The following is a 21,829-nucleotide window of genomic DNA, read 5'->3' as shown; positions in this document are numbered from 1 at the left end:
CGATCACATGAGGGGTGTTTTTCATGAAAGAAAAACTCGTATTAGTAGGGAATGGTATGGCTGGTATCCGAACGCTCGAAAACATTTTAAAAACAGACAATGAACGATTCGACATGACTGTATTTGGAACTGAGCCGTATCCTAACTATAATCGGATTCTTTTATCGAAAGTTCTCCAAGGGGATACAAAGACAGAGGATATTACGTTAAACGATTGGAATTGGTACAAAGAACATCATATTCAGCTGTTTACAAATGAGACCATTGTGAAGATCGATCCAGACAATCAAACCGTTATGAGTGATCAAGGACGGACCGTGCATTATGACCGTTTAATTTTAGCGACAGGGTCCCTCCCGTTCATCCCGCCCATTCCAGGGAGCGATAAAAAAGGGGTAACAGCTTTTCGTACATTACAAGACACAGAGGAAATGGTCAAAGCATCTATGATGTACAAAAAAGCAGCCGTCATTGGAGGCGGGCTCCTTGGACTTGAAGCCGCGCGTGGTCTACTAAACTTAGGAATGGAAGTGACCGTCATTCATCTTGGCTCTCATCTAATGGACCGGCAGCTCGATCCGGTGGCAGGTCAGCTTCTGCAAGCAGCTTTAGAAAAACAAGGCATGAGCTTTCTATTAGGAAAACAGACAAATGAGATTTTAGGAGATACAAGGGTAGAAGGGCTAACATTTTCAGATGGTTCTACATTAGAGACAGATATGGTGGTCATGGCAGCAGGAATTAAACCGAATCACAAGCTTGCCGAAACGAGCGGCATTGAAGTGAACCGGGGGATTATCGTCAATGATTTCATGGAAACAAGTGTCCCGCGGATTTACGCAGTCGGAGAATGTGTTGAACATAGAGGACAAACGTACGGTCTTGTTGCGCCATTATACGATCAAGCAAACGTGCTTGCGAAGCATGTTTGTGATATGGCCCCGACGCCTTATGAAGGATCTGTACTATCGACACAGCTAAAAGTATCAGGGGTTGATGTATTTTCAGCTGGAGATTTTATCGAAAACGATGAGAAAAAAGCGATTAAAATTTTTGATGAACAGCAAGGTATTTATCAAAAACTAGTCTTCCAGCAAAACCGATTAGTCGGCGCCGTCATGTTTGGAGAAACAAGCGATGGACCACGTTTATTCTCGTACATTAGAGAAGGTGTTGATATGTCAGATATGGAAAAAGTATCTGTCTTAACATCAAATGAGCTGGCGCAAGAAAACACGATTGAACAAATGGCAAACGACCATATCGTTTGTGGCTGTAATGGTGTCTCAAAAGGTCAAATAGTGGCAGCTATTCAAAAAGAAGGCCTAACGACTATACAAGAGGTCAAGCAATGTACAAGTGCTTCTCGGTCATGCGGAGGCTGCCAACCTGTTGTGGAAGAGATTTTATGGCACACTTTAGGCGATGATGCAAACCGCACTGCGCAAAAAGAAACCATCTGCGCCTGCACCACCTTATCAAGAGATGAAGTGATTCATGAAATAAAAGAGAAAGGTTTGCAGCATGTCAAAGAAGTGATGAATGTACTTGACTGGGAAACAGAAGAAGGCTGTTCAAAGTGCCGGCCTGCACTGAATTACTATTTAGGGATGATGTATCCGCTTGACTACAAAGATGAAAAAAGCTCGCGATTTGTGAATGAACGAATGCATGCCAACATCCAAAACGATGGTACCTATTCGGTCGTTCCACGTATGTACGGAGGCGTGACAAATGCTAATGACCTGAGAAAAATAGCGGATGTCGTTGACAAATATGAGATACCGCTTGTGAAAATGACTGGAGGGCAGCGAATCGACCTTTTAGGTGTCAAAAAAGAAGATTTACCAAAAGTATGGGCTGATTTAGATATGCCGTCTGGTTATGCTTACGGAAAATCATTAAGAACCGTCAAAACTTGTGTTGGAGAACAATTTTGCAGATTCGGAACGCAGGATTCCATTTCTCTTGGGATCGCACTTGAAAAGAAATTTGAAGGACTTGCCACACCGCACAAAGTCAAAATGGCCGTATCAGCCTGTCCAAGAAACTGTGCTGAATCTGGGATTAAAGATCTTGGCATCGTAGGTATCGATGGGGGATTTGAATTGTATGCTGGCGGGAATGGAGGGACACATTTACGAGCTGGAGACTTATTAATGAAAGTAAGTACAGCAGAAGAAGTAGAACAAATGGCCGCAGCCTACCTTCAATATTACAGAGAAACCGCAAATTATTTAGAGAGAACATCCGCTTGGGTTGAACGGCTTGGATTGAATCATATCCAAACGGTCCTGCTAGATGACAAGAAACGTGCAGCACTCATCGAAAGAATGGACATCGCACTTTCAACTTATGAAGAACCGTGGCAAGAGATTCGAGAGAACGAAACAGAAACAAGACAATTATTTCAAAAGGCAACTGCTTCCGTCTAAATCAATTGAAGGGATGAGATCAGATGACAGTTTCAATTGTAAAAGTTCATATTGGTACAATATCAGATTTTCCATTGCAGCTAGGGAAAACAGTCGCAGCCGGTCCACTTGAATTAGCTGTTTTTCAAACCTCTAACAAGCAGTTCAAAGCCATTGAAAATCGCTGTCCTCATAAAGGCGGTGTACTAGCTGAAGGAATGGTGAGCGGAGATCATGTCTTCTGTCCAATGCATGATTGGAAAATCAACCTTTCATCAGGAAATGTTCAAGAACCAGATCATGGATGCGTGAAAACATATGAAGCATTGGTTGAGGGAGACGACGTCTTTATTTTACTGCCTTCATAAATGGTTTAGAACCTTCCTTTCCTGTACATGCTGTAAGTACATGCAGTGAGAAAGGAAGGTATATGTGTGCCATTTTTTAATATTTTGATTGAACTCTTTATCGGATTTTTCGCTTTATTTTCCATTACAAAGCTATTAGGGAAAACACAATTTGCACAAATCACGCCGTTTGATTTTATTTCTGCACTGATTTTAGGGGAGATGGTTGGTAACGCCATTTTTGATCCAGAAGTCAGCGTGCTACATATCCTTTTTGCAGTTGCAGTCTGGGGCGTTTTAATCTACACAGTTGAATGGCTTTCACAAAAATTCAAATCCATTCGCGCTTTTTTAGAGGGAAGACCGACTCTTGTGATTGATAAAGGAAAGATTCACTACAATCGATTAAAGAAAAATATGCTTGATTTAAATCAGCTGCAGACGCTGATTCGAGCGAAAGGGCATTTTGCTCTTAATGAAATTGAATTTGCCATTTTGGAAACGGATGGGTCTGTGAGTGTGCTTCCGAAAATGAAATATGCACCAGCTACAGCCGAAGATGTGAACGTGAAAGGAAAAGAAGTCACATTGCCTAGAACGTTTATTATCGACGGAGAGATTTTAAAAAAAGATTTAAAGGAAGCTGGATTTGATGAAGCGTGGCTGAGAGAGCAATTGAAAAAACAGCACATATCCTCCTATAAAGACGTCCTATTTTGTGAATGGATTGAAAATGAAGGAATTTATGCGATGAAATATGAAAAAACATCCACAACCTAACACAGTGGATGTTTTTTTGTGTTTTTTTGTTTTATAACTGAATAGGATCAAAAAGAATACGTCAATGAAAACGTTCACAATATAAGGGGGAGATGTGTGATGAAGTATGGAAAACGACTGCTGATGATGGTATTGGCCTTACTGCTTTTTGACTCAGCTTATGCGCAAGCAGCTGGACACAACCATCAAACAAACCGCGTGCTTATTGTCGACCAAAAAGGAAATGGGACATTTCGAACGGTTCAATCTGCCATTGATGCGATACCAGTGAACAATCAACAGCAAACGACGATATATATTAAAAATGGTGTGTATAAAGAAAAGATTCTCCTTCCGCAAAATAAGCCGTATGTGTCCTTTATTGGAGAAAATCAGTATCAGACGATTCTGACGTATGATGATACAAATGCAAGCAGCGGGAGCACAACCAATAGCTCTAGTACAATGATTCGGGCAAATCATTTTTACGCAGAAAATATCACGTTTCAAAATACAGCTGGCCGAAACGCAGGGCAGGCGGTTGCCCTTTATGTATCCGGGGACCGGGCTGTGTTTAAACACGTACGTGTTCTCGGTTATCAAGATACACTTTATGCCACAGGCACAGGGAGACAATATTATGAAGATTGCTATATCGAGGGCACGGTTGACTTCATCTTTGGTTCAGCAACGGCTGTATTTAAAAGAGCTGAAATAAAAAGTCTTGGAAATGGATATATTACAGCGGCATCCACAACAGAAGCGCAAAAGTATGGCTACGTTTTTATTGATTCCACGTTAAATAAAGGAACGTCTGCGTCTCAATCTGTGTACTTAGGCCGTCCGTGGAGACCTCATTCGGCTGTCACGTTCCTCCAAACAAAAATGGATGAACATATTAAAGCTGAGGGATGGCATAACTGGGAGAACAAAGACAACGAAAGAACGGCTAGATATCAAGAATATGGATCAACGGGCGCAGGGAGTCATGTGGCAAACCGGGTGAAGTGGTCAACGATATTAACAAAAAACGAAGCAAGTCAAATCACCGTTCAAGCCGTGCTTAGCGGAAGCGATGGCTGGAATCCTGAAAAAAGGTAAAAGAGGCTTGTCAGTTTTCGTCAAAGAAAGCTGACTTTTCTGTTTAAAAAACCTTTGAGAACAAACGTTCTTTTGTGTATAATGAACATAATCTGCTAAATTTGGCTGCTTTTCTAAAAAGGAGGGATTGCGTGAAACGTTTCTCACAGGTCATGTTTTTACAACTATGTATTTTGTCGATGTTATTTCTCCCTTTTTCAGTGAAAGATGAACAACTAACAGCTCATGATGATCAATCAAAATGGATCACTTCTTTAGACGAATTCATTCGAACAGCACCTGATTTAGAGGGCGCAATTGCTGGCATCAGCGTACGCGATACTTCTGACACTTCTCTTCTTTATGAACATCAAGCGGACATCCGTCTGACTCCTGCTTCTAATATGAAATTACTCACATCTGCTATCGCACTCGATCTACTGGGTGAAACACACACTTTTCCAACAGACGTTTGGATAGATGGTTCAATTCACAAAAAAACATTGCACGGCAATCTTTATCTCCGAGGCTCTGGAGACCCGACATTGTTAGAAAGCGATTTTGCCGCATTAGCCAAACAAGTCAAAAAGGCCGGAATACATACGATTCGTGGACAGCTTGCAGCTGATGATACTTGGTTTGATGACACAAGGTATTCCATCGATCTGCCGTGGAGTGATGAAGATCAATATTACGGCGCTCAAATATCTGCTCTTACTGCTTCACCGAATGAGGATTATGATGCAGGGACGATCATTCTCGAAGTTAAGCCGGGAAAGAAAGCAGGGCAGAAGGCCAGCTATGAGATGATCCCGAAGACTGACGTCGCTCAAGTTGTCAATCAAGTGAAAACTGTGCCAGAAGGCGGAAAGAAGAAAATATCTTTTAAACGCTCTCACGGTACAAACAAAATTACACTGACTGGAACGATTCCGCTAAAAGCATCCTCGTCTAAACAATGGGTCGCATTATGGGAACCGACAACGTATGCTTTAGACTTAATGAAACGAGCATTAAAGGCTGAGGGGATTCAGCTGAAAGGACCACTCAAAACAAAACAAGTTCCTAAAAAAGCGAAAAAAATCGCTTCCCATACATCAATGCCTTTATCCGATCTTCTTGTTCCGATGATGAAATTAAGCAACAATACACATGCAGAAATTCTGTTAAAAGAACTTGGGAAGCGGGTAAAGAACAAAGGGAGTTTTGACAAAGGGCTTGACGTGCTGAATGAACGTCTTCCTGCCTATGGCATAGATGCATCTATGACTGTGTTGAGAGACGGATCAGGCATATCACCGATTAACCTTGTTTCTGCAAATCAATTCACGTTATTTTTGACAAACATTCAAAAGGAAAAATGGTTTAACACCTATGTCCATGCACTTCCGTTAGCTGGGGCAAGTGAGCGTATGGTGGGAGGTACATTAAGAAATAGATTGAAAGAACCAGCTACACTAGAAAAAGTGCGTGCAAAAACAGGTACACTATCAACGGTCAGCACACTATCTGGATATATTGAAACGCAGAGTGGAAAAACGCTTGCTTTTTCCATCTTATTGAATCATCTCGTTGATGACGAAAAAGGAAAAGAGATAGAAGACCGAATTGTCAGCATGTTAGCTGAGGATCTTTAGACAGAGAAGGAGAACCATCATGACGTTAGATAATAATCAATCTTTAGTAAAAACCATGTCGATCTTTCTAATTCCACTTTTATTAAGCAATATTTTGCAATCAATTGGACAGCTTGTTTCCATTGTGCTTGTCGGTAGATGGATTGGAGAGGATGCAGTAGCTGCGATTTCGGCATTCTTTCCACTTTTCTTTTTACTTGTTTCTTTTTCCATTGGGATTGGATCAGGGAGCTCGATCCTGATTGGACAAGCATACGGAGCAAAAAATGAGCAGAGGTTAAAGGAAATTATCGGTACAACGCTTTCGTTCACCTTTTTAATCGGACTTTCTTTAGCTGTCATTGGAGGTTTTTTTGCCACAGATATTTTACATTTGATGGGGACACCTGCAAATATTGTGGAGGAAAGTGCGGCATATGCCAGAATCCTATTCATCTCCATGCCCATCTTATTTCTTTATTTTGTCTATACAACTTTTTTACGAGGAACAGGAGATTCGAAAACTCCATTTTATTTCTTAATGATTAGTACAGGAACAAATATTTTACTGCTACCGATCTTATTATTCGGCTGGCTTGGTTTACCGGCATTTGGTTTATATGGTGCTGCGTATTCTTCTGTGATTTCTACAATCGTTACGTTTATCATTCTTCATATCTACCTTTATAAAACAAAGCACCCGCTGCGCATTGATGCGTCGGTTAGAAAGCATCTATTGATGAAAGGGGATTTATTAAAAACGCTATTAAAGTTAAGTATCCCTTCTAGTATTAATATGATTCTCATTTCTTTATCAGAAATTGCTGTCATTTCTTTTGTCAACGATTATGGATCACAGGCGACCGCAGCTTATGGCGTTGTTAACCAAGTCGTAAGTTATGTACAGATGCCCGCAGTGAGCCTTGGTATTGCTGTTTCTATCTTCGCCGCACAATTCATTGGCGCAGGAAACATGAATCGTTTGAAAGATGTCATTAAAATTGGGCTGGGGCTAAACTTTGCGATAGGCGGATTGATTATTATTTTCGTCTATATTTTCGCACCACAAATTTTATCTATCTTTTTAACAGATCCTGCAACAATTGATGTTGCATATAGTTTGGTCGTGATCACCCTATGGAGCTATCTCATTTTTGGAACAGCACAAATCGTTGCAGCCACAATGAGAGCAAGTGGCACAGTTCTATGGCCGACCATCTTTAGTATTTGTTCCATTTGGCTTGTTGAAGTACCAGTGGCTTATGTGCTATCACACCATACATCGCTTGGGATCAAAGGAATATGGATAGGATATCCTGCAGCCTTTTTTGTAAACTTATTGCTCCAATACGGCTATTATCGACTGGTATGGAAGAAAAAGCAGATCGTTGCACTTGTCCAATCATAATGTGAGCCTATCATCTGGCATATACATACGAAGATCGATTACTTTGTAGGGGGTCTGATCTTCTATGTTTTTAAATCAAAGAAGTGAGCTCAGTTCGTATGATATCGGTGACTTCACTTATGCCGGACCAGATTTTCAAGTCTTGACGTGGGGAGAAGGAACAACGCTGAATGTAGGGAAGTTTTGTTCCATCGCAAACGAAGTAAAAGTTTTTCTTGGTGGTGAACACCGAACAGATTGGGTCACCACATATCCCTTCAATCAAATTTTCACAGATGCTGCCCATATTAAAGGACATCCACGATCAAAAGGGGATGTGTGTATAGGGCACGATGTTTGGATTGGATATGGAGCAACAATCATGTCAGGAGTACAGATAGGAAACGGGGCAGTCATTGGAGCAAATAGTCTGATTACAAAAGATGTGCCTCCATATGCGATTGTCGCAGGGAACCCGCAGCGGCTCATGAAATATCGGTTTTCTTCGGATATCATTGAAAAACTTCAGTTATTAGAATGGTGGAATTTAGAGTTTTCTTTCATACAGTCTATTTTTCACCTTTTGCAATCTCCTGATATTGACCATTGTATAAGCGTAATTGAAGATAGAAAAAAGAAAGGCTGACAGAGCCTTTCTTTTTTTATCTTCGTCTCACTTAGCTGAGTCTAATGATGGTAAGCGATGCACCGGTTGCACCACCACCTATTAGAATGGCTGTTACAACCGCTCCGAAAAATTGTAATGAAATTGTATTTCCTGCTGTTAAATTGACAATAACTGTATTGCTCATAAAAGTTGTGGATACGGCAGAGGACTGAATTGAACCTGGAATAGCAGTTGATCCATTCAACCATAGCCTTGTGCTCACTAAAAGTGCAGTAGTGGTATTTACTTGATATGTGATATAGTATTTACCTGTTTGCTGGACTGTGAATGTATCATTTGAACCATTCGGCGTAAATCCATTAATATTTTGATTACTTGGTAAAGCAATGTTCGTACCACCAGCAATAGTAATGATTGTAGGACCTGTTGTATTTCCAGCATAAAGTGCCGTATCAGTTGGACCGCTAGCTCCAGTGGCACCAGTGATTCCGGTGCCTCCAGTGGCACCAGTGATTCCGGTAGCTCCAGTTGGACCGGTGCCTCCAGTGGCACCAGTGATTCCGGTAGCTCCAGTTGGACCGGTGCCTCCAGTGGCACCAGTGATTCCGGTAGCTCCAGTTGGACCGGTGCCTCCAGTGGCACCAGTGATTCCGGTAGCTCCAGTTGGACCGGTGCCTCCAGTGGCACCAGTGATTCCGGTAGCTCCAGTTGGACCGGTGCCTCCAGTGGCACCAGTGATTCCGGTAGCTCCAGTTGGACCGGTGCCTCCAGTGGCACCAGTGATTCCGGTAGCTCCAGTTGGACCGGTGCCTCCAGTGGCACCAGTGATTCCAGTAGCTCCAGTTGGACCGGTGCCTCCAGTGGCACCTGTTGGACCAGTAGGCCCGGTAGGCCCGGTATCACCAGTAGGTCCGGTATCACCAGTTACACCAGTCGCACCGGTAGGCCCAGTATCTCCAGTTACACCAGTGGCACCTGTAGGTCCGGTATCACCAGTTACACCAGTCGCACCGGTAGGCCCAGTATCTCCAGTTACACCAGTCGCACCAGTAGGACCGGTATCTCCAGTAGCTCCAGTAACTCCGGTGGCACCAGTAGGCCCGGTAGGTCCGGTATCACCAGTTACACCAGTAGGCCCGGTAGGCCCGGTATCACCAGTTACACCAGTGGCACCAGTAGGCCCGGTATCTCCAGTAGCTCCAGTAACTCCGGTGGCACCAGTAGGCCCGGTATCACCAGGCTCCAGTATCACCAGTAGGCCCACCAGTAGCACCAGTGGCTCCGGTCACCGGTTGGACCAGTAGGTCCGGTATTTCCAGTGGATCACCAGTTACACCAGTGGCACCAGTAGGCCCGGTATCTCCAGTTACACCAGTCGCACCGGTAGGCGGTATTCCAGTTGCACCCGTATCACTGTTGGACCAGTAGGTGGCACCAGTAGGCCCGGTATCACCAGTAGCTCCAGTAACAGTTACACCAGTGGCTCCGGTGGCCCACCAGTAGTGGCCCGGTATCTCCAGTAGCACCAGTGGCTCCAGTAGGCCCGGTATCTCCAGTTACACCAGTGGCACCAGTATCCAGTATCACCCGGTTGGACCAGTAGGTCCGGTATTTCCAGTGGAGTAGGCTCCAGTAGTTACACCAGTGGCACCAGTAGGCGGTATCTCCAGTTACACCAGTGGCACCAGTAGGCCCGGTATCTCCAGTATCACCGGTTGGACCAGGTCCGGTATTTCCAGTGGATCCAGTAACTCCGGTGGCACCGGTTGGCCCAGTATCACCAGTAACTCCAGTCGCACCAGTAGGCCCGGTATCACCAGTTACACCAGTGGCACCTGTAGGTCCGGTATTACCAGTTGCACCAGTCGCACCGGTTGGACCAGTAGGTCCGGTATCACCAGTTACACCAGTTGCACCAGTCGCACCCGTATCTCCGGTAGGCCCGGTATCACCAGTGGCTCCAGTAGGTCCGGTATCACCAGTTACACCAGTGGCACCAGTTGCACCCGTATCTCCGGTAGGCCCGGTATCACCAGTTACACCAGTAGCACCGGTAGGTCCGGTATCTCCAGTTACACCAGTGGCTCCGGTAGGCCCAGTATCTCCAGTTACTCCAGTGGCTCCGGTAGGTCCAGTATCACCAGTTACACCAGTCGCACCGGTAGGTCCGGTATCTCCAGTTACTCCAGTATCTCCAGTTGATCCTGCTGCAGCCAGTAATGTGTAGTCTGGGGAAGTATCTGGTGTACCTGTCGGTGGTGCAGTATTTACTACATACGTACTGCCATTAAAGGTCACTACTTGCCCTACCGGGTAAGTAGGACTTACTACCGGATCAAACGCTTCAATTCCTGTTAATCCTACACCGGTAGGCCCGGTATCTCCAGTTACTCCAGTGGCTCCCGTAGGGCCAGTAACTCCAGTAGCACCAGTAGGTCCGGTATCACCAGTTACACCAGTGGCTCCGGTAGGCCCAGTAGCTCCAGTAACTCCAGTAGCACCTGTTGGACCAGTAGGTCCGGTATCACCAGTTACACCAGTGGCACCCGTAGGGCCAGTATCACCAGTTACACCAGTGGCTCCGGTAGGCCCAGTAGCTCCAGTAACTCCAGTAGCACCTGTTGGACCAGTAGGTCCGGTATCACCAGTTACACCAGTGGCACCAGTTGCACCCGTATCTCCGGTAGGCCCGGTATCACCAGTTACACCAGTAGCACCGGTAGGTCCGGTATCTCCAGTTACACCAGTGGCTCCGGTAGGCCCAGTATCTCCAGTTACTCCAGTGGCTCCGGTAGGTCCAGTATCACCAGTTACACCAGTCGCACCGGTAGGTCCGGTATCTCCAGTTACTCCAGTATCTCCAGTTGATCCTGCTGCAGCCAGTAATGTGTAGTCTGGGGAAGTATCTGGTGTACCTGTCGGTGGTGCAGTATTTACTACATACGTACTGCCATTAAAGGTCACTACTTGCCCTACCGGGTAAGTAGGACTTACTACCGGATCAAACGCTTCAATTCCTGTTAATCCTACACCGGTAGGCCCGGTATCTCCAGTTACTCCAGTGGCTCCCGTAGGGCCAGTAACTCCAGTAGCACCAGTAGGTCCGGTATCACCAGTTACACCAGTGGCTCCGGTAGGCCCAGTAGCTCCAGTAACTCCAGTAGCACCTGTTGGACCAGTAGGTCCGGTATCACCAGTTACACCAGGCACCCGTAGGGCCAGTATCACCAGTTACACCAGTGGCTCCGGTAGGCCCAGTAGCTCCAGTAACTCCAGTGGCACCCGTAGGGCCAGTATCACCAGTTACACCAGTGGCTCCGGTAGGGCCAGTAGCTCCAGTAACTCCGGTGGCACCGGTTGGACCAGTATCACCAGTTACACCAGTTACACCAGTGGCACCAGTAGGCCCGGTATCACCAGTAGGTCCGGTATCTCCAGTGGATCCAGTAACTCCGGTGGCACCGGTTGGACCAGTATCACCAGTTACACCAGTCGCACCAGTAGGCCCGGTATCTCCAGTTACTCCAGTGGCTCCCGTAGGGCCAGTAACTCCAGTGGCTCCCGTAGGGCCAGTAACTCCAGTAGCACCTGTTGGACCAGTAGGTCCGGTATCACCAGTTACACCAGTCGCACCGGTAGGCCCAGTATCTCCAGTGGATCCATTGGCACCCGTAGGTCCAGTATCACCAGTAACTCCAGTCGCACCAGTAGGCCCGGTATCACCAGTTACACCAGTCGCACCGGTAGGTCCGGTATCTCCAGTAGCTCCAGTAACTCCGGTGGCACCAGTGGCACCCGTAGGTCCAGTATCACCAGTTACACCAGTGGCTCCGGTAGGCCCAGTATCTCCAGTAACTCCAGTGGCACCCGTAGGTCCAGTATCACCAGTTACACCAGTGGCTCCGGTAGGCCCAGTATCACCAGTTACACCAGTGGCTCCGGTAGGGCCAGTATCACCAGTAACTCCAGTAGCACCTGTTGGACCAGTAGGTCCGGTATCACCAGTTACACCAGTGGCACCAGTAGGCCCGGTATCTCCAGTAGCTCCAGTAGGCCCGGTATCTCCAGTAGCTCCAGTAACTCCGGTGGCACCCGTAGGTCCAGTATCACCAGTTACACCAGTCGCACCGGTAGGCCCGGTATCACCAGTTACACCAGTAGCACCAGTCGCACCGGTTGGACCAGTATCACCAGTCGCACCAGTGGCACCCGTAGGGCCAGTAGCTCCAGTTACACCAGTAGCACCGGTTGGACCAGTATCACCAGTAACTCCAGTCACACCAGTAGGCCCGGTATCACCAGTCGCACCGGTTGGACCAGTATCTCCAGTGGCTCCAGTATCACCGATTGGACCAGTAGCTCCAGTAACTCCGGTAGGCCCAGTAACACCAGTAGAACCTCTTTTTACAATCTTATTATTTGTTTTTTTTCGTCCTTTTGCTTTAGCACAAGTGCTGTGATGTTTAACAATTTTTTTCTTTTTACATTCTCGTTTAAGAAGAGGGCAATCATCAAATGTAGGTCTATCGTGACGAGATTTTCTGTAATGAGGTTGCCAATCATGATTTTTTCCGCAAAAGGGACATTTGTTATCGTACTGGTTATACAAATTCCCCATCTCCTAAAAGTTAATATTTTATTCTATGTGGAAATTTAAAAAGCGGAATTGAGCTTAATGATATTTTTTAGTTCGAAGTTCATCGAATCAAATCATTTAAAAGTTAAATCGTTTTATGTTATGGTGTTGAAAGAATGAAACTAGTATGATTTTTGAAAGAAATGGGGCATCATGTATGAGTCAATCAGTTTTACAACGTGCAGCATATTCCGTGTTAAATTTATCCTCTGTAACAGAAGGTGGCACAATCAAAGAGTCATTTGAACATAGTATGGATTTAGCAAAAAAAGCTGAGAAGTGGGGCTACCATAGATATTGGCTTGCGGAGCATCATAATATGGAAGGGGTTGCGAGTTCAGCAACATCCGTCTTAATTGGATATATTGCCGGAGGGACTGAAAAGATCCGGGTTGGTTCTGGGGGGATTATGCTTCCAAACCATTCTTCACTCGTTATTGCAGAACAATTTGGAACACTGGAGACTTTGTATCCAGGGAGAATTGATTTAGGTCTTGGCAGGGCACCAGGAACAGATCAGTTAACGGCAAGGGCACTTAGACGTAATCTTCATAATGGGGAGGATTTCCCTGAGCAGCTTGAAGAACTTCGGCAATATTTCAAACCGACTGGTCAGGTCAAAAAACATGTAAGAGCCGTTCCGGGAGAAGGATTGGATATACCAATTTGGCTTCTTGGTTCAAGTGGTTTTAGTGCAAGGCTTGCAGGAGAACTGGGACTGCCATTTGCCTTTGCGGCACATTTCTCCCCTAAAAATACCATTCCTGCTTTAGAATTATACAGACAGTCATTTCAACCTTCAGATGTGTTAAAAGAACCTTATGCGATGGTTGGTGTGACGGTTTTTGCTGCTGATCAAACAGAGCGGGCTGAATATTTGGCGACGTCTCATTATCAGCGCTTCTTGAGCCTCATTCGCAATACACCAGGAAAACTCAAAGCCCCTGTTGAAAGTATGGATGGGCTATGGAGTCCATATGAGAAGGCGATGGTGGACGAACAATTAAGTTCGACGATGATCGGGGATAAACAAAAGGTGAAAAAAGAGTTAGAAGCCTTTATTGAGGCGACTCAAGCAGATGAAGTCATGATTAATTCTGATATGTTTGACCATCAAGAAAGAATGCGTTCTTATGAAATCATTGCAGAGATATTTCAAGAGGAACAAGAAAAATAAGAATAAAAAAAGAACTGCCAAGAGCAGTTCTTTTTTATTTATGCTTTAGTAAACACGCGAAATGGTTGTCCAACTGGCAGTACTGTACGACCAAAATGTGTATTCAGCACAACAGCTGCAGAACCATAAAATGAAAGAAGAGAAATAATCAATTCTGCAATACCAGCCATCGTATGAGTCACATCGTACATCACACCAAACGAGCTTAGGGACAGGCCAATGAATAAGAAATCAATAAAGACGAAAATCAAAAACAATACTTTATGTGTTTCCATTGCACCGATCGTCATAAATAAGCTGAAAATCAAATAACCAATAAAAGCAAAACCTAGTTGTTTTGGGTCCGCAGCTCCCGCAAGCGTTTTCCCAAAAACGCCCGCTTGAATGAGCCAAGTGGTTCCAACGCCCATCCAAAAAAGACCGAATGCGCCGAAGGCAGTGGCTCCAAAAATATTATGATGCTTTGAATCTTGTATGGACGCAATCAGCTGCGCGATTCCTCCAAGGAAGATAGCCCAAGGTAAAATAAGGGATGTGCCATCTGTGATTCCTAGTTTTTGTGAAGACGCAACAAGCGTCACCATTGCTAAACCAAACAAACCAAGTGGTGTTGGGTCTGCGATTGATAATCGAATTGCTTGAACATTCTGTTTTTCCATAATGACCTCCTACAATTTGCACTTACAAAAGATACTCGAATTCGATAGAAACGTCAAGCTCTTTTTTAGTAGACACTTGCAACGTCTTCCAAATAAATCTATATTTAATACAATACATCATACATGTGATAGAAAAAGAGGGATGAGAATGAGTAAAGGCTTAGCTGGAAAGACCATTGCCATATGCGGAACAAGAAAAACAGAAGAAATGCGTACACTTGTTGAAAAGCAAGGAGGACAAGCTGTTATTCGTTCTCTTCAGGGCACTGTATTTTTAGCCAAAGAGGAATTGAAGCCAGGCATAGAAACCTTTGTAAAGAAGGGAGCTGACTGGGTCATTTTAACAACGGGTATCGGCACAGACACATTAATTGAAAGTGCAGAAGAGCTGCAGCTTGGAGAAGCTTTTATGAACATTTTATCAAGTGCCCATATCGCTTCAAGAGGATACAAAACGTTTGCGGCTCTAAAAAAACACGGCATTCAGCCAGATGTTTCTGATGAAGATGGAACCGTTCGTGACCTCATTTCAAAGTTAGAAGACAAAGAACTTCAAGGTAAACGGGTCATGGTGCAGCTTCACGGCGAAAATGCACCAGCTCTCATTGATTTTTTACATCACAAGGGAGCAGACGTTTTGCAGCTCATGCCATATCAGCACACGCCCCCTGAACCAGAGGCGGCGGACACTTTGCTTCAAGAAATGAAAGAAGGGAAGGTCCATGCCGTTTGTTTTACAACCGCTGTTCAGGTTCATGCCTTTTTCAAACTAGCAGAAGAATGGGACAAAAAAGAAGAACTGCAACATCTATTCGAGCAGAATGTATTAGCTGTAGCTGTTGGAAAAGTCACAGCTGAAGCTTTAAAAGAAGAGGGGATAAGCCGCATTCTAGCCCCTTCACTTGAAAGAATGGGTGCAATGATTATGGAATTATCTCAATATATGAAAAAACAATCGACGCACGCATAGAAAAAACGCCTTTCACATGACGAGTGAAAGGCGTTTTCGTTAGATTGTCCGTTTTCGATTTGTGCGAATTTTTTTCAAAACGAAATACAGTACGATGAGAACGATGGCAATGACCATAATTGGTGTTGTATACGTGTGAGCGACACTTTGAATGTGGTCCCATTTTGTCCCAAGCTGCATTCCAAGATAAATAAATAGGATGGACCAAGGGATGGCGGCTAATCCGGTCAAAAGAACAAATTTGAGAAATGGCATCTTTGCAATACCAGCTGGAATTGAGATCGCGTGGCGCACGACTGGGATAAAACGAGCTGTAAATACGACACCAGTTCCATATCGGTCAAACCAGCGTTCTGCCGTGGCAATATGATGCTCATGGATGAATAAATACTTCCCATACTTTGTTAAAAAAGGTCTTCCGCCGTAAAGGCCGATCCAGTAAATAAAGCACTGGGCAAGTGTTCCTCCAATAACCCCAGCGATGACGGCTCCAACAAATCCTATGCTTCCTGTTGACACCATATATCCGCCGTAGGCAAGTACAATTTCACTCGGGATAATTTCAATCATCAGTCCAAGTGCAACACCTGCGTAACCAAGGCTTGTCAGCCAGGTTAAAATTTCATTAAACAAGGTTCCCATTCATTTCACTCTGCCTTTAAATACGAATTTTCTTCAAGCATCCTTATAAGAGCCTATGCTTGTTTTGCTTCTCTCATGAGTATGCTTTGCATATATGCTAGCATGGCTGTCCGCATATCATGACGCATCAATCCAATTTCAGCCGCTGCCTTAAATGAGCCCAGCTTATCACCAACGTCAAATCTCATCCCATCTAATTGTTTTGCATAAATGGGTGATTCATGTGCAATGATTTTCAGCGCATCTGTCAGTTGGATTTCGTTCCCGGCACCTCTCTCAATTCCTTGTAGAATAGGAAAAATCGATGGTGTTAACAGATACCTGCCCATCACGGCTAAATCGGAAGGAGCTTCATGAATAGCTGGCTTTTCCACTAAGTCTGTGACTTCAAACACTTGACCGTCTACTCTAGCTGGTCTTATCATACCATACTTACTGACATCTAGACGATCCACTTGCTGGACGCCAATGACCTCTCTTTGTTTGTCTTCAAAGACTTCCATGAGCTGAGAGAGTGCAGGTCTTTCTGACACCATGACATCATCACCTAAAAGGACCGCAAAAGGATCATTGCCAGTAAAATGACGTGCACATAATACCGCATGTCCAAGACCTAAGGGCTCCTTTTGACGAATATAATGAATATTGGCCATATCCGCAATATGTTTGATTTCAGCTAACTGTTCATTTTTCCCTTTTTCAAGCAACGTGTGTTCTAGCTCAATCGAACGGTCAAAGTGATCTTCAATCGATTTTTTATTTCTTCCTGTGATAATTAGTATATCTTCAATGCCTGATTGAACAGCCTCCTCAACTATGTATTGAATGGCGGGTTTGTCGATAATCGGCAGCATTTCCTTTGGCTGTGCTTTCGTTGCGGGTAAAAAACGTGTGCCTAATCCGGCTGCTGGTATAACGGCTTTTTTGATATTCATTGAATCATCGCTCCATTTCTGATGGTTTATTTTCTGATGGAAACACCCATAGGCGGCTTCCGGTAAAAGTGATCATCATGCCAAGAAGGGTACCAATCGCTTTACTAATGAATAATGAGAAACCTGCTTGCTGCATGACATATAAGACAACATAGGTGAGGAGGCACGCTGCGCCGTTGACTGTGGCCCACTTGATCCATTCCCACTTGTCAGCTTTCTTTTTCACTTGGAACGTCCATTTTCGATTCCAAACATAACTGTTCAGCATTCCTGCGGTATAGGACAGGCACTGTGCAAGAAAAGAGGGAACAAAGCAAGCAGTTAAAAAAAAGAAGAACAGAAAGTCAATCATTGTATTGCTAGCGCCTACAGTTAGAAATGCGGCATAGGTCCGAATATTTTTCTTTGTCATGCGAAGGATCATCACCTCCTAGTGTTTGAGTGGGTGTATGAATACTGTACAAAAGCGAGTTGACGAATCAGTGAAGAAAAGATGAAAAAAACATGAACAAGCGATATCTGTTTTTTCACCAGCTCGTGATATAATTTGTAAGATGAAACGAACGGTGGTGCACATGCATGTATTTAACAATTGGAGAAACAGCTGAATACTTAGAAGTATCTGAAGCATATGTTGAAAAATTAATTCAGCAAAAAAAGATTCGTTACGTATTTGACGGGGAATCGTATCTCATTTATCAAGGGCAGTTTCAAACCCATATGAAACAGCTAGAACAATATAAAGAGCTCATTCAAGACATCTTAAATGAACCAATCCCTGAGGACCCGGACGTAAAAGATGAAGATTAAAAAAGACTGTACGAGAAGGGAGAACCTTTTCATACAGTCTTTTTTATTGGCTGACACCCGTTTGGACAATGTTCATATGACAATTCACTTGGACATCTGTATCAGGGTAGATTTTTTGCCATTTCTCCGGTGTCATGGCTTTATCTTTAGAACGATATCTCAAACCAAGTCCAAGCGGATCAATTTTTTGCTTTTTAAAGGATTGAACAAGGTCTTTTCCTTGCTGGGCCACACGCTTCTCCACTTCTTTTTCAACATGCTGCAAGATAGAAGGCGTATCGATTTTTTTTGATTTCATAAATTCTTTCAACTCACCTTTCAGCTTGATATCAATGGTGATATGAGGCTTTTTTGAAAGGTTTTCAGTTGGTTTAATGTGATAAGACACATGTGATTTGATATTTTCAATGACAACATGGGTTTTCTTTGTGTCATTAAATCGAAACTCATAAATCCCATTTTTATGATTTTCAATCATCGCTTTAAACGTAAATGTATCTTCCCCTGGAATATGCCCAACCATTTTTTCTTGATCAAAAAGAGCGACACCCGACACTTTAATAGAGTTGCTTGTATTTTTAATGTAAGGGAGGTAGGCATCCACGCCTTTTGCCATCATCTGATTCATAAAAATATGCTGATTGGTCACAGGTTGATTGCCATTTCGCATGTTTTGGGCCAGCAAATCTGAAAGATATACACCGATATTTAAGTTGGTTTGATTCATCTTTGTATACAACAAATCTTCAACTTCTCCGCCTACTATGGCAAATACTTGACGGGACCCAATGATCGGATCACGATAAATGTAATTCATCAAATCAATCATACCCACTTCTTTCGCCAGCTTTTCACTTATTAAAATCACGAGTACTTGTCCCATGACAACGGGGAAAGGCGATTTTTCCGACACAAGAAACTGAATATTACTAATGGTATTTGACTTAGCACTTACAATTTGGTAACTGCCTTGTTCTTCGCTTTTAAAAACAGGGAAAACAAAGAAGCCCTTCATTTCTCCATCATCCAATAAGTCAAATCCCGCTGCCTGCGAGATACTTAATTCATCTAAGAGACGAGGCTGTGCACAGCTCGTTAAGAAAAGGCTCAATAACATGAGACACACGAGAATATAATGTTTCATGCGCGTTTTTTCACCCACCTTTTTTTCAGCAGCAGCCCAATGATCATACATCCAGTCAATCCATATATGAGGATATATCCGCTATATTCCACCCATTTATTAAACGTCTCAAAAGAGGTGGCCTCGATCAAAAATGAAAACATGACGAGAATGAGAAGGCTGAGAACAATTAACGTCATGCGTTGGCTCGTGTGAAACACTTGTTTTGCCATTCTACTGGCTGCCCATAATGGAATGGCGATATTTGGAACGATAAGCAAAAGCCATAGGGACACTTCAATAAATTCAAAGCGCTGGATAAACGGAAGTTTGACAATGCTGGTTAATGTCAATGTTGGCCATTTCGTTAGTTCGAGCTGAGCACTTGAGTAGTACGCTATAGAGACGAGAAATACAAGCAAATTCAGGCATGTAGTCAGCAACACTCCCATATGTGCAAATTTTTGCGACGTTTGTGCTTTTTTAATAAAGGGATAATAGACAAGCAATGTTCCAAAACCAAACATGGATAAAGAGGCATCTTTGACCCCCATCATGAGTTGTGAAAATGAATGATCAAACATGGGGAACATAAAGCGGATGTGACTATATTTCATGACATAAAAGCAGATAAAGGTCATCCAGTACGTTAGGACAATGCTAAAGAATGCCCAGCCAGCGATTGTTCTAAATCCGCCTGTGTGAATGTAATAGACGAGGATGAGCAGCACTGATGCAAATAGAAGACCGGGAATTTCTTTAAACAGCCAAACATGGATTACATCCATATAATGAACAAGCACAATCAAAGATAATGAAGAAAAATACAAAATGTAGAGAATGTTGATGAATTGTCCAAGCCATTTACCAAACACAGATTGCGTAATGTCACTAAATTCGTCAGTAGGTGCTTTTTTAAACAAAAAGTAAATGAGGAAGATCATCAAATTGACGCTTGCACCAGCAATTAAAATGGCGATCCACCCATCATTATTAATCGTCCGGACCAGATTCGTCTGGAAATTTAAAATACCAACACCAACTTGATTGGCATTGATCAGAAAAAACACAAAAAAAGGGGATACTTGAAATTTTTCTTTCACAGAAGAAGAGCTCATGCCTTCACTTCCTTATTCATAAAAATCATTTTTCCCCTTACGGCCTTGCTTTGGCTTTTGGCGGTGTATCGTTTCATTTTGCGGGCGTAAATTTTCTGGACGTTTTTTCAAAAAGCGGAGTTGGGGCCGAATCAAACTACCTTTTAAATCGGCCAATCGAAGTGGAAAGATTGGCTCTAAGTAAGGCTGGCCTATAGACGTTAATTTCATTAAATGTGTAAGAAGAAAAGCCCCCATTAGCGAAATCCCTAGCGCTCCCCACACTTGTGCAGCAAAAAGGAATGGGAAACGTAAGAGACGAATGGTTGTCCCCATTTTATATATAGGGGTGACAAAAGAGGCAAGAGCTGATAATGCGACAATAATGAGCAGGATATTACTTGTTAATCCCGCTGCAACCGCAGCCTGTCCGATCACAATACCTCCAACTATCCCGAGCGTCTGTCCGACTTTTGCAGGAAGGCGAGACCCGGCTTCCCTAAGTAGCTCAATCGATATCTCTAAAAATAATGCTTCAATAATAGGCGGAAAGGGCACGAGATAACGTGATGCTACGATCGTTTCTAATAAATCCTTGGGAATCAGTTCATAGTGAAACGTTAAAACAGCTACATACAAAGGGGTTGCAAAAATAGAAAATATCACTGCAAAAATGCGTAACAGCCGAAAGGAGGATGCTGCGATCCAAGACATGTTATAGTCTTCCATTGTAGAAAAATACTCGAGTAAAATTGTAGGTGCAAGCAGGGTATGAGGCGAACCGTCAACCATAATGGCTATTTTTCCTTCCGTTAAACCTGAGGAAACCCTGTCTGGCCGTTCTGTATTTAAAAACAATGGAAAGATTGTATTGGACACATCATAAAGCATTTGCGCAAGATAATTAGAATCTAGAATTTGGTCATAGTCAACATCTTGAATCCGCTGAAGAACGGTTTCAATGTTCTGCGGGTTGGCGATATTCTCTATGTATACAACGGCTACTTTCGTTTGAGAAAGGGTACCAACTGTGTGTTCAACTACTTTAAGGTCAGGAGTGGGCAGCCTGCGCCTAATCAAGTTTAAGTTTGTGTCCAGCCCTTCCACAAATGCTTCCTGCGCACTAATGATTCCGAATTCAATCTCAGGCGGGCCCACTTGTCTGCCTTTCTTTTCTTCAATCGGCAAGAGAAGCGTATTGCCCCAATCTGTCTCAATCCGAACAGCAATACTGCCTCGATGAAGAGCTTCTTCCACTTTTTGAAGGTCCTTCGTAATCACAGCTTGTTCAATTGGGATGTGTTCTTTCAACTCTTCAAGGGTGGGTGTTAGATGCAATTGTTGAATAAAAGGCAAGATTTGTTCATGAAGGAGATTGCCATTAATTAAAGATCGAAAAAAAGAAATTCTGTAAAGAAAACCTCCGGAACTTGATAATTCATTGATAAAATCAGAAGAGCGCGATAATGCTTCAAATACTGAATTCGGGTCTTTCTGTTTTGATTTGTTTTTCTTCAGCACTTGAACCATCTCCTTCCGCGATTTGCCT

The 21,829-nt window shown here is 43.6% G+C and carries 19 protein-coding genes and 3 pseudogenes; 11 read left to right on the top strand and 11 right to left on the bottom strand.

The annotated features are described in order from the left end of the window. Nucleotides 1-23 precede the first annotated feature (23 nt). The 7 genes from nirB (at nt 24) to NST09_RS09505 (ending at nt 8,249) form a co-directional block, all read left to right on the top strand. Nucleotides 24-2,435: a nitrite reductase large subunit NirB gene (nirB, locus tag NST09_RS09535; RefSeq protein ID WP_017358862.1), complete on the top strand. Its 2,412-nt coding sequence runs from the start codon at nt 24-26 to the stop codon at nt 2,433-2,435. Between the two features lie 23 nt (nt 2,436-2,458). Beyond that, nucleotides 2,459-2,782, top strand: coding sequence for a nitrite reductase small subunit NirD (nirD, locus tag NST09_RS09530; protein WP_008346593.1), 324 nt, complete (start codon nt 2,459-2,461; stop codon nt 2,780-2,782). A gap of 66 nt (nt 2,783-2,848) precedes the next feature. Beyond that, nucleotides 2,849-3,541, top strand: a complete 693-nt coding sequence (locus NST09_RS09525) for a DUF421 domain-containing protein (RefSeq protein ID WP_008346595.1) — start codon at nt 2,849-2,851, stop codon at nt 3,539-3,541. Nucleotides 3,542-3,640: 99 nt separating this feature from the next. After that, entirely contained in the window at nt 3,641-4,621 is a 981-nt protein-coding gene (locus NST09_RS09520) for a pectinesterase family protein (protein ID WP_008346597.1), read from the top strand. A 131-nt stretch (nt 4,622-4,752) separates the two neighbouring features. Next, nucleotides 4,753-6,237, top strand: a complete 1,485-nt coding sequence (gene dacB, locus NST09_RS09515; RefSeq protein WP_008346599.1) for a D-alanyl-D-alanine carboxypeptidase/D-alanyl-D-alanine-endopeptidase — start codon at nt 4,753-4,755, stop codon at nt 6,235-6,237. A 19-nt stretch (nt 6,238-6,256) separates the two neighbouring features. Continuing rightward, nucleotides 6,257-7,624 carry an MATE family efflux transporter gene (locus NST09_RS09510; protein ID WP_017358860.1) on the top strand — a complete coding sequence of 456 codons (1,368 nt, stop codon included), beginning with the start codon at nt 6,257-6,259 and terminating at the stop codon, nt 7,622-7,624. Between the two features lie 64 nt (nt 7,625-7,688). Continuing rightward, nucleotides 7,689-8,249: a CatB-related O-acetyltransferase gene (locus tag NST09_RS09505; protein ID WP_008346603.1), complete on the top strand. Its 561-nt coding sequence runs from the start codon at nt 7,689-7,691 to the stop codon at nt 8,247-8,249. A gap of 31 nt (nt 8,250-8,280) precedes the next feature. On the opposite strand, the gene NST09_RS09500 is transcribed toward NST09_RS09505, so the two are convergent. The 3 genes and pseudogenes from NST09_RS09500 to NST09_RS09490 all read right to left on the bottom strand — a co-directional run. Beyond that, complete coding sequence (locus tag NST09_RS09500) at nt 8,281-9,483, bottom strand: collagen-like protein (RefSeq protein ID WP_342492966.1); 1,203 nt, start codon at nt 9,481-9,483, stop codon at nt 8,281-8,283. Continuing rightward, entirely contained in the window at nt 9,464-9,757 is a 294-nt protein-coding gene (locus NST09_RS09495) for a hypothetical protein (RefSeq protein WP_342493544.1), read from the bottom strand. Before NST09_RS09495 ends, NST09_RS09500 begins: the two co-directional genes overlap by 20 nt. Before the next feature lie 133 nt (nt 9,758-9,890). Continuing rightward, nucleotides 9,891-10,187: pseudogene (locus tag NST09_RS09490) on the bottom strand (collagen-like protein); the annotation flags it as partial. Here NST09_RS09490 and NST09_RS09485 point away from each other — a divergent pair. Next, nucleotides 10,090-10,458: pseudogene (locus NST09_RS09485) on the top strand (hypothetical protein); the annotation flags it as partial. The pseudogenes NST09_RS09490 and NST09_RS09485 sit on opposite strands and share 98 nt — an antisense overlap. 461 nt (nt 10,459-10,919) lie before the next feature. On the opposite strand, the pseudogene NST09_RS09480 reads toward NST09_RS09485, so the two are convergent. Continuing rightward, nucleotides 10,920-12,510, bottom strand: a pseudogene (locus tag NST09_RS09480) (hypothetical protein); the annotation flags it as partial. A 514-nt stretch (nt 12,511-13,024) separates the two neighbouring features. On the opposite strand from NST09_RS09480, the gene NST09_RS09475 reads away from it, so the two are divergent. Next, nucleotides 13,025-14,044: an LLM class flavin-dependent oxidoreductase gene (locus tag NST09_RS09475; protein WP_008346608.1), complete on the top strand. Its 1,020-nt coding sequence runs from the start codon at nt 13,025-13,027 to the stop codon at nt 14,042-14,044. 38 nt (nt 14,045-14,082) lie between these two features. On the opposite strand, the gene NST09_RS09470 is transcribed toward NST09_RS09475, so the two are convergent. Beyond that, nucleotides 14,083-14,703: a GPR1/FUN34/YaaH family transporter gene (locus NST09_RS09470; RefSeq protein WP_007499188.1), complete on the bottom strand. Its 621-nt coding sequence runs from the start codon at nt 14,701-14,703 to the stop codon at nt 14,083-14,085. A 148-nt stretch (nt 14,704-14,851) separates the two neighbouring features. Between NST09_RS09470 and NST09_RS09465 the strand changes: the two genes are divergently transcribed. Continuing rightward, entirely contained in the window at nt 14,852-15,673 is an 822-nt protein-coding gene (locus NST09_RS09465; RefSeq protein WP_035391809.1) for a uroporphyrinogen-III synthase, read from the top strand. A gap of 39 nt (nt 15,674-15,712) precedes the next feature. Here the strand turns inward: NST09_RS09465 and NST09_RS09460 are convergent, their stop codons facing one another. The 3 genes from NST09_RS09460 to NST09_RS09450 are packed head-to-tail and all read right to left on the bottom strand — an operon-like array spanning nt 15,713 to nt 17,674. Continuing rightward, nucleotides 15,713-16,315, bottom strand: a complete 603-nt coding sequence (locus NST09_RS09460; RefSeq protein ID WP_007499192.1) for a DedA family protein — start codon at nt 16,313-16,315, stop codon at nt 15,713-15,715. 53 nt (nt 16,316-16,368) lie between these two features. Then, nucleotides 16,369-17,250 (bottom strand): UTP--glucose-1-phosphate uridylyltransferase GalU, encoded by an 882-nt coding sequence (gene galU, locus NST09_RS09455; protein ID WP_017359504.1) that lies wholly within the window; start codon nt 17,248-17,250, stop codon nt 16,369-16,371. Between the two features lie 4 nt (nt 17,251-17,254). Next, nucleotides 17,255-17,674 carry a GtrA family protein gene (locus NST09_RS09450; RefSeq protein ID WP_017359505.1) on the bottom strand — a complete coding sequence of 140 codons (420 nt, stop codon included), beginning with the start codon at nt 17,672-17,674 and terminating at the stop codon, nt 17,255-17,257. 155 nt (nt 17,675-17,829) lie between these two features. On the opposite strand from NST09_RS09450, the gene NST09_RS09445 reads away from it, so the two are divergent. Then, complete coding sequence (locus tag NST09_RS09445) at nt 17,830-18,060, top strand: excisionase family DNA-binding protein (protein ID WP_008346618.1); 231 nt, start codon at nt 17,830-17,832, stop codon at nt 18,058-18,060. 43 nt (nt 18,061-18,103) lie between these two features. Here NST09_RS09445 and NST09_RS09440 read toward each other — a convergent pair whose 3' ends face one another. From NST09_RS09440 to NST09_RS09430, 3 genes are read right to left on the bottom strand one after another with little or no spacing between them, the layout of a single operon-like run. Then, a complete protein-coding gene (locus NST09_RS09440; RefSeq protein ID WP_224563578.1) occupies nt 18,104-19,204 on the bottom strand; it encodes a Ger(x)C family spore germination protein in 1,101 nt (366 codons plus the stop codon). Continuing rightward, a complete protein-coding gene (locus NST09_RS09435) occupies nt 19,201-20,301 on the bottom strand; it encodes a GerAB/ArcD/ProY family transporter (RefSeq protein WP_007499199.1) in 1,101 nt (366 codons plus the stop codon). Before NST09_RS09435 ends, NST09_RS09440 begins: the two co-directional genes overlap by 4 nt. 12 nt (nt 20,302-20,313) lie before the next feature. Next, entirely contained in the window at nt 20,314-21,810 is a 1,497-nt protein-coding gene (locus NST09_RS09430) for a spore germination protein (protein ID WP_206761462.1), read from the bottom strand. Between the last annotated feature and the right edge of the window lie 19 nt (nt 21,811-21,829).

This window comes from Bacillus sp. FSL W7-1346, from assembly GCF_038593335.1.
Classification (GTDB): domain Bacteria; phylum Bacillota; class Bacilli; order Bacillales; family Bacillaceae; genus Bacillus; species Bacillus altitudinis.
The sequence above is the reverse complement of the archived record's forward strand: the minus strand, read 5'-3'. Positions and strand labels throughout refer to the sequence as shown.

Bases quoted from the DNA above. Each gene is read 5' to 3' on its own strand.
- nirB (WP_017358862.1), top strand. From the start codon at position 24: ATGAAAGAAAAACTCGTATTAGTAGGGAATGGTATGGCTGGTATCCGA.
- NST09_RS09510 (WP_017358860.1), top strand. From the start codon at position 6,257: ATGACGTTAGATAATAATCAATCTTTAGTAAAAACCATGTCGATCTTT.
- NST09_RS09445 (WP_008346618.1), top strand. From the start codon at position 17,830: ATGTATTTAACAATTGGAGAAACAGCTGAATACTTAGAAGTATCTGAA.
- NST09_RS09435 (WP_007499199.1), bottom strand. From the start codon at position 20,301: ATGAGCTCTTCTTCTGTGAAAGAAAAATTTCAAGTATCCCCTTTTTTT.
- galU (WP_017359504.1), bottom strand. From the start codon at position 17,250: ATGAATATCAAAAAAGCCGTTATACCAGCAGCCGGATTAGGCACACGT.
- NST09_RS09450 (WP_017359505.1), bottom strand. From the start codon at position 17,674: ATGATCCTTCGCATGACAAAGAAAAATATTCGGACCTATGCCGCATTT.
- nirD (WP_008346593.1), top strand. From the start codon at position 2,459: ATGACAGTTTCAATTGTAAAAGTTCATATTGGTACAATATCAGATTTT.
- NST09_RS09520 (WP_008346597.1), top strand. From the start codon at position 3,641: ATGAAGTATGGAAAACGACTGCTGATGATGGTATTGGCCTTACTGCTT.
- NST09_RS09430 (WP_206761462.1), bottom strand. From the start codon at position 21,810: ATGGTTCAAGTGCTGAAGAAAAACAAATCAAAACAGAAAGACCCGAAT.
- NST09_RS09465 (WP_035391809.1), top strand. From the start codon at position 14,852: ATGAGTAAAGGCTTAGCTGGAAAGACCATTGCCATATGCGGAACAAGA.
- NST09_RS09505 (WP_008346603.1), top strand. From the start codon at position 7,689: ATGTTTTTAAATCAAAGAAGTGAGCTCAGTTCGTATGATATCGGTGAC.
- NST09_RS09475 (WP_008346608.1), top strand. From the start codon at position 13,025: ATGAGTCAATCAGTTTTACAACGTGCAGCATATTCCGTGTTAAATTTA.
- NST09_RS09470 (WP_007499188.1), bottom strand. From the start codon at position 14,703: ATGGAAAAACAGAATGTTCAAGCAATTCGATTATCAATCGCAGACCCA.
- NST09_RS09460 (WP_007499192.1), bottom strand. From the start codon at position 16,315: ATGGGAACCTTGTTTAATGAAATTTTAACCTGGCTGACAAGCCTTGGT.
- NST09_RS09440 (WP_224563578.1), bottom strand. From the start codon at position 19,204: ATGAAACATTATATTCTCGTGTGTCTCATGTTATTGAGCCTTTTCTTA.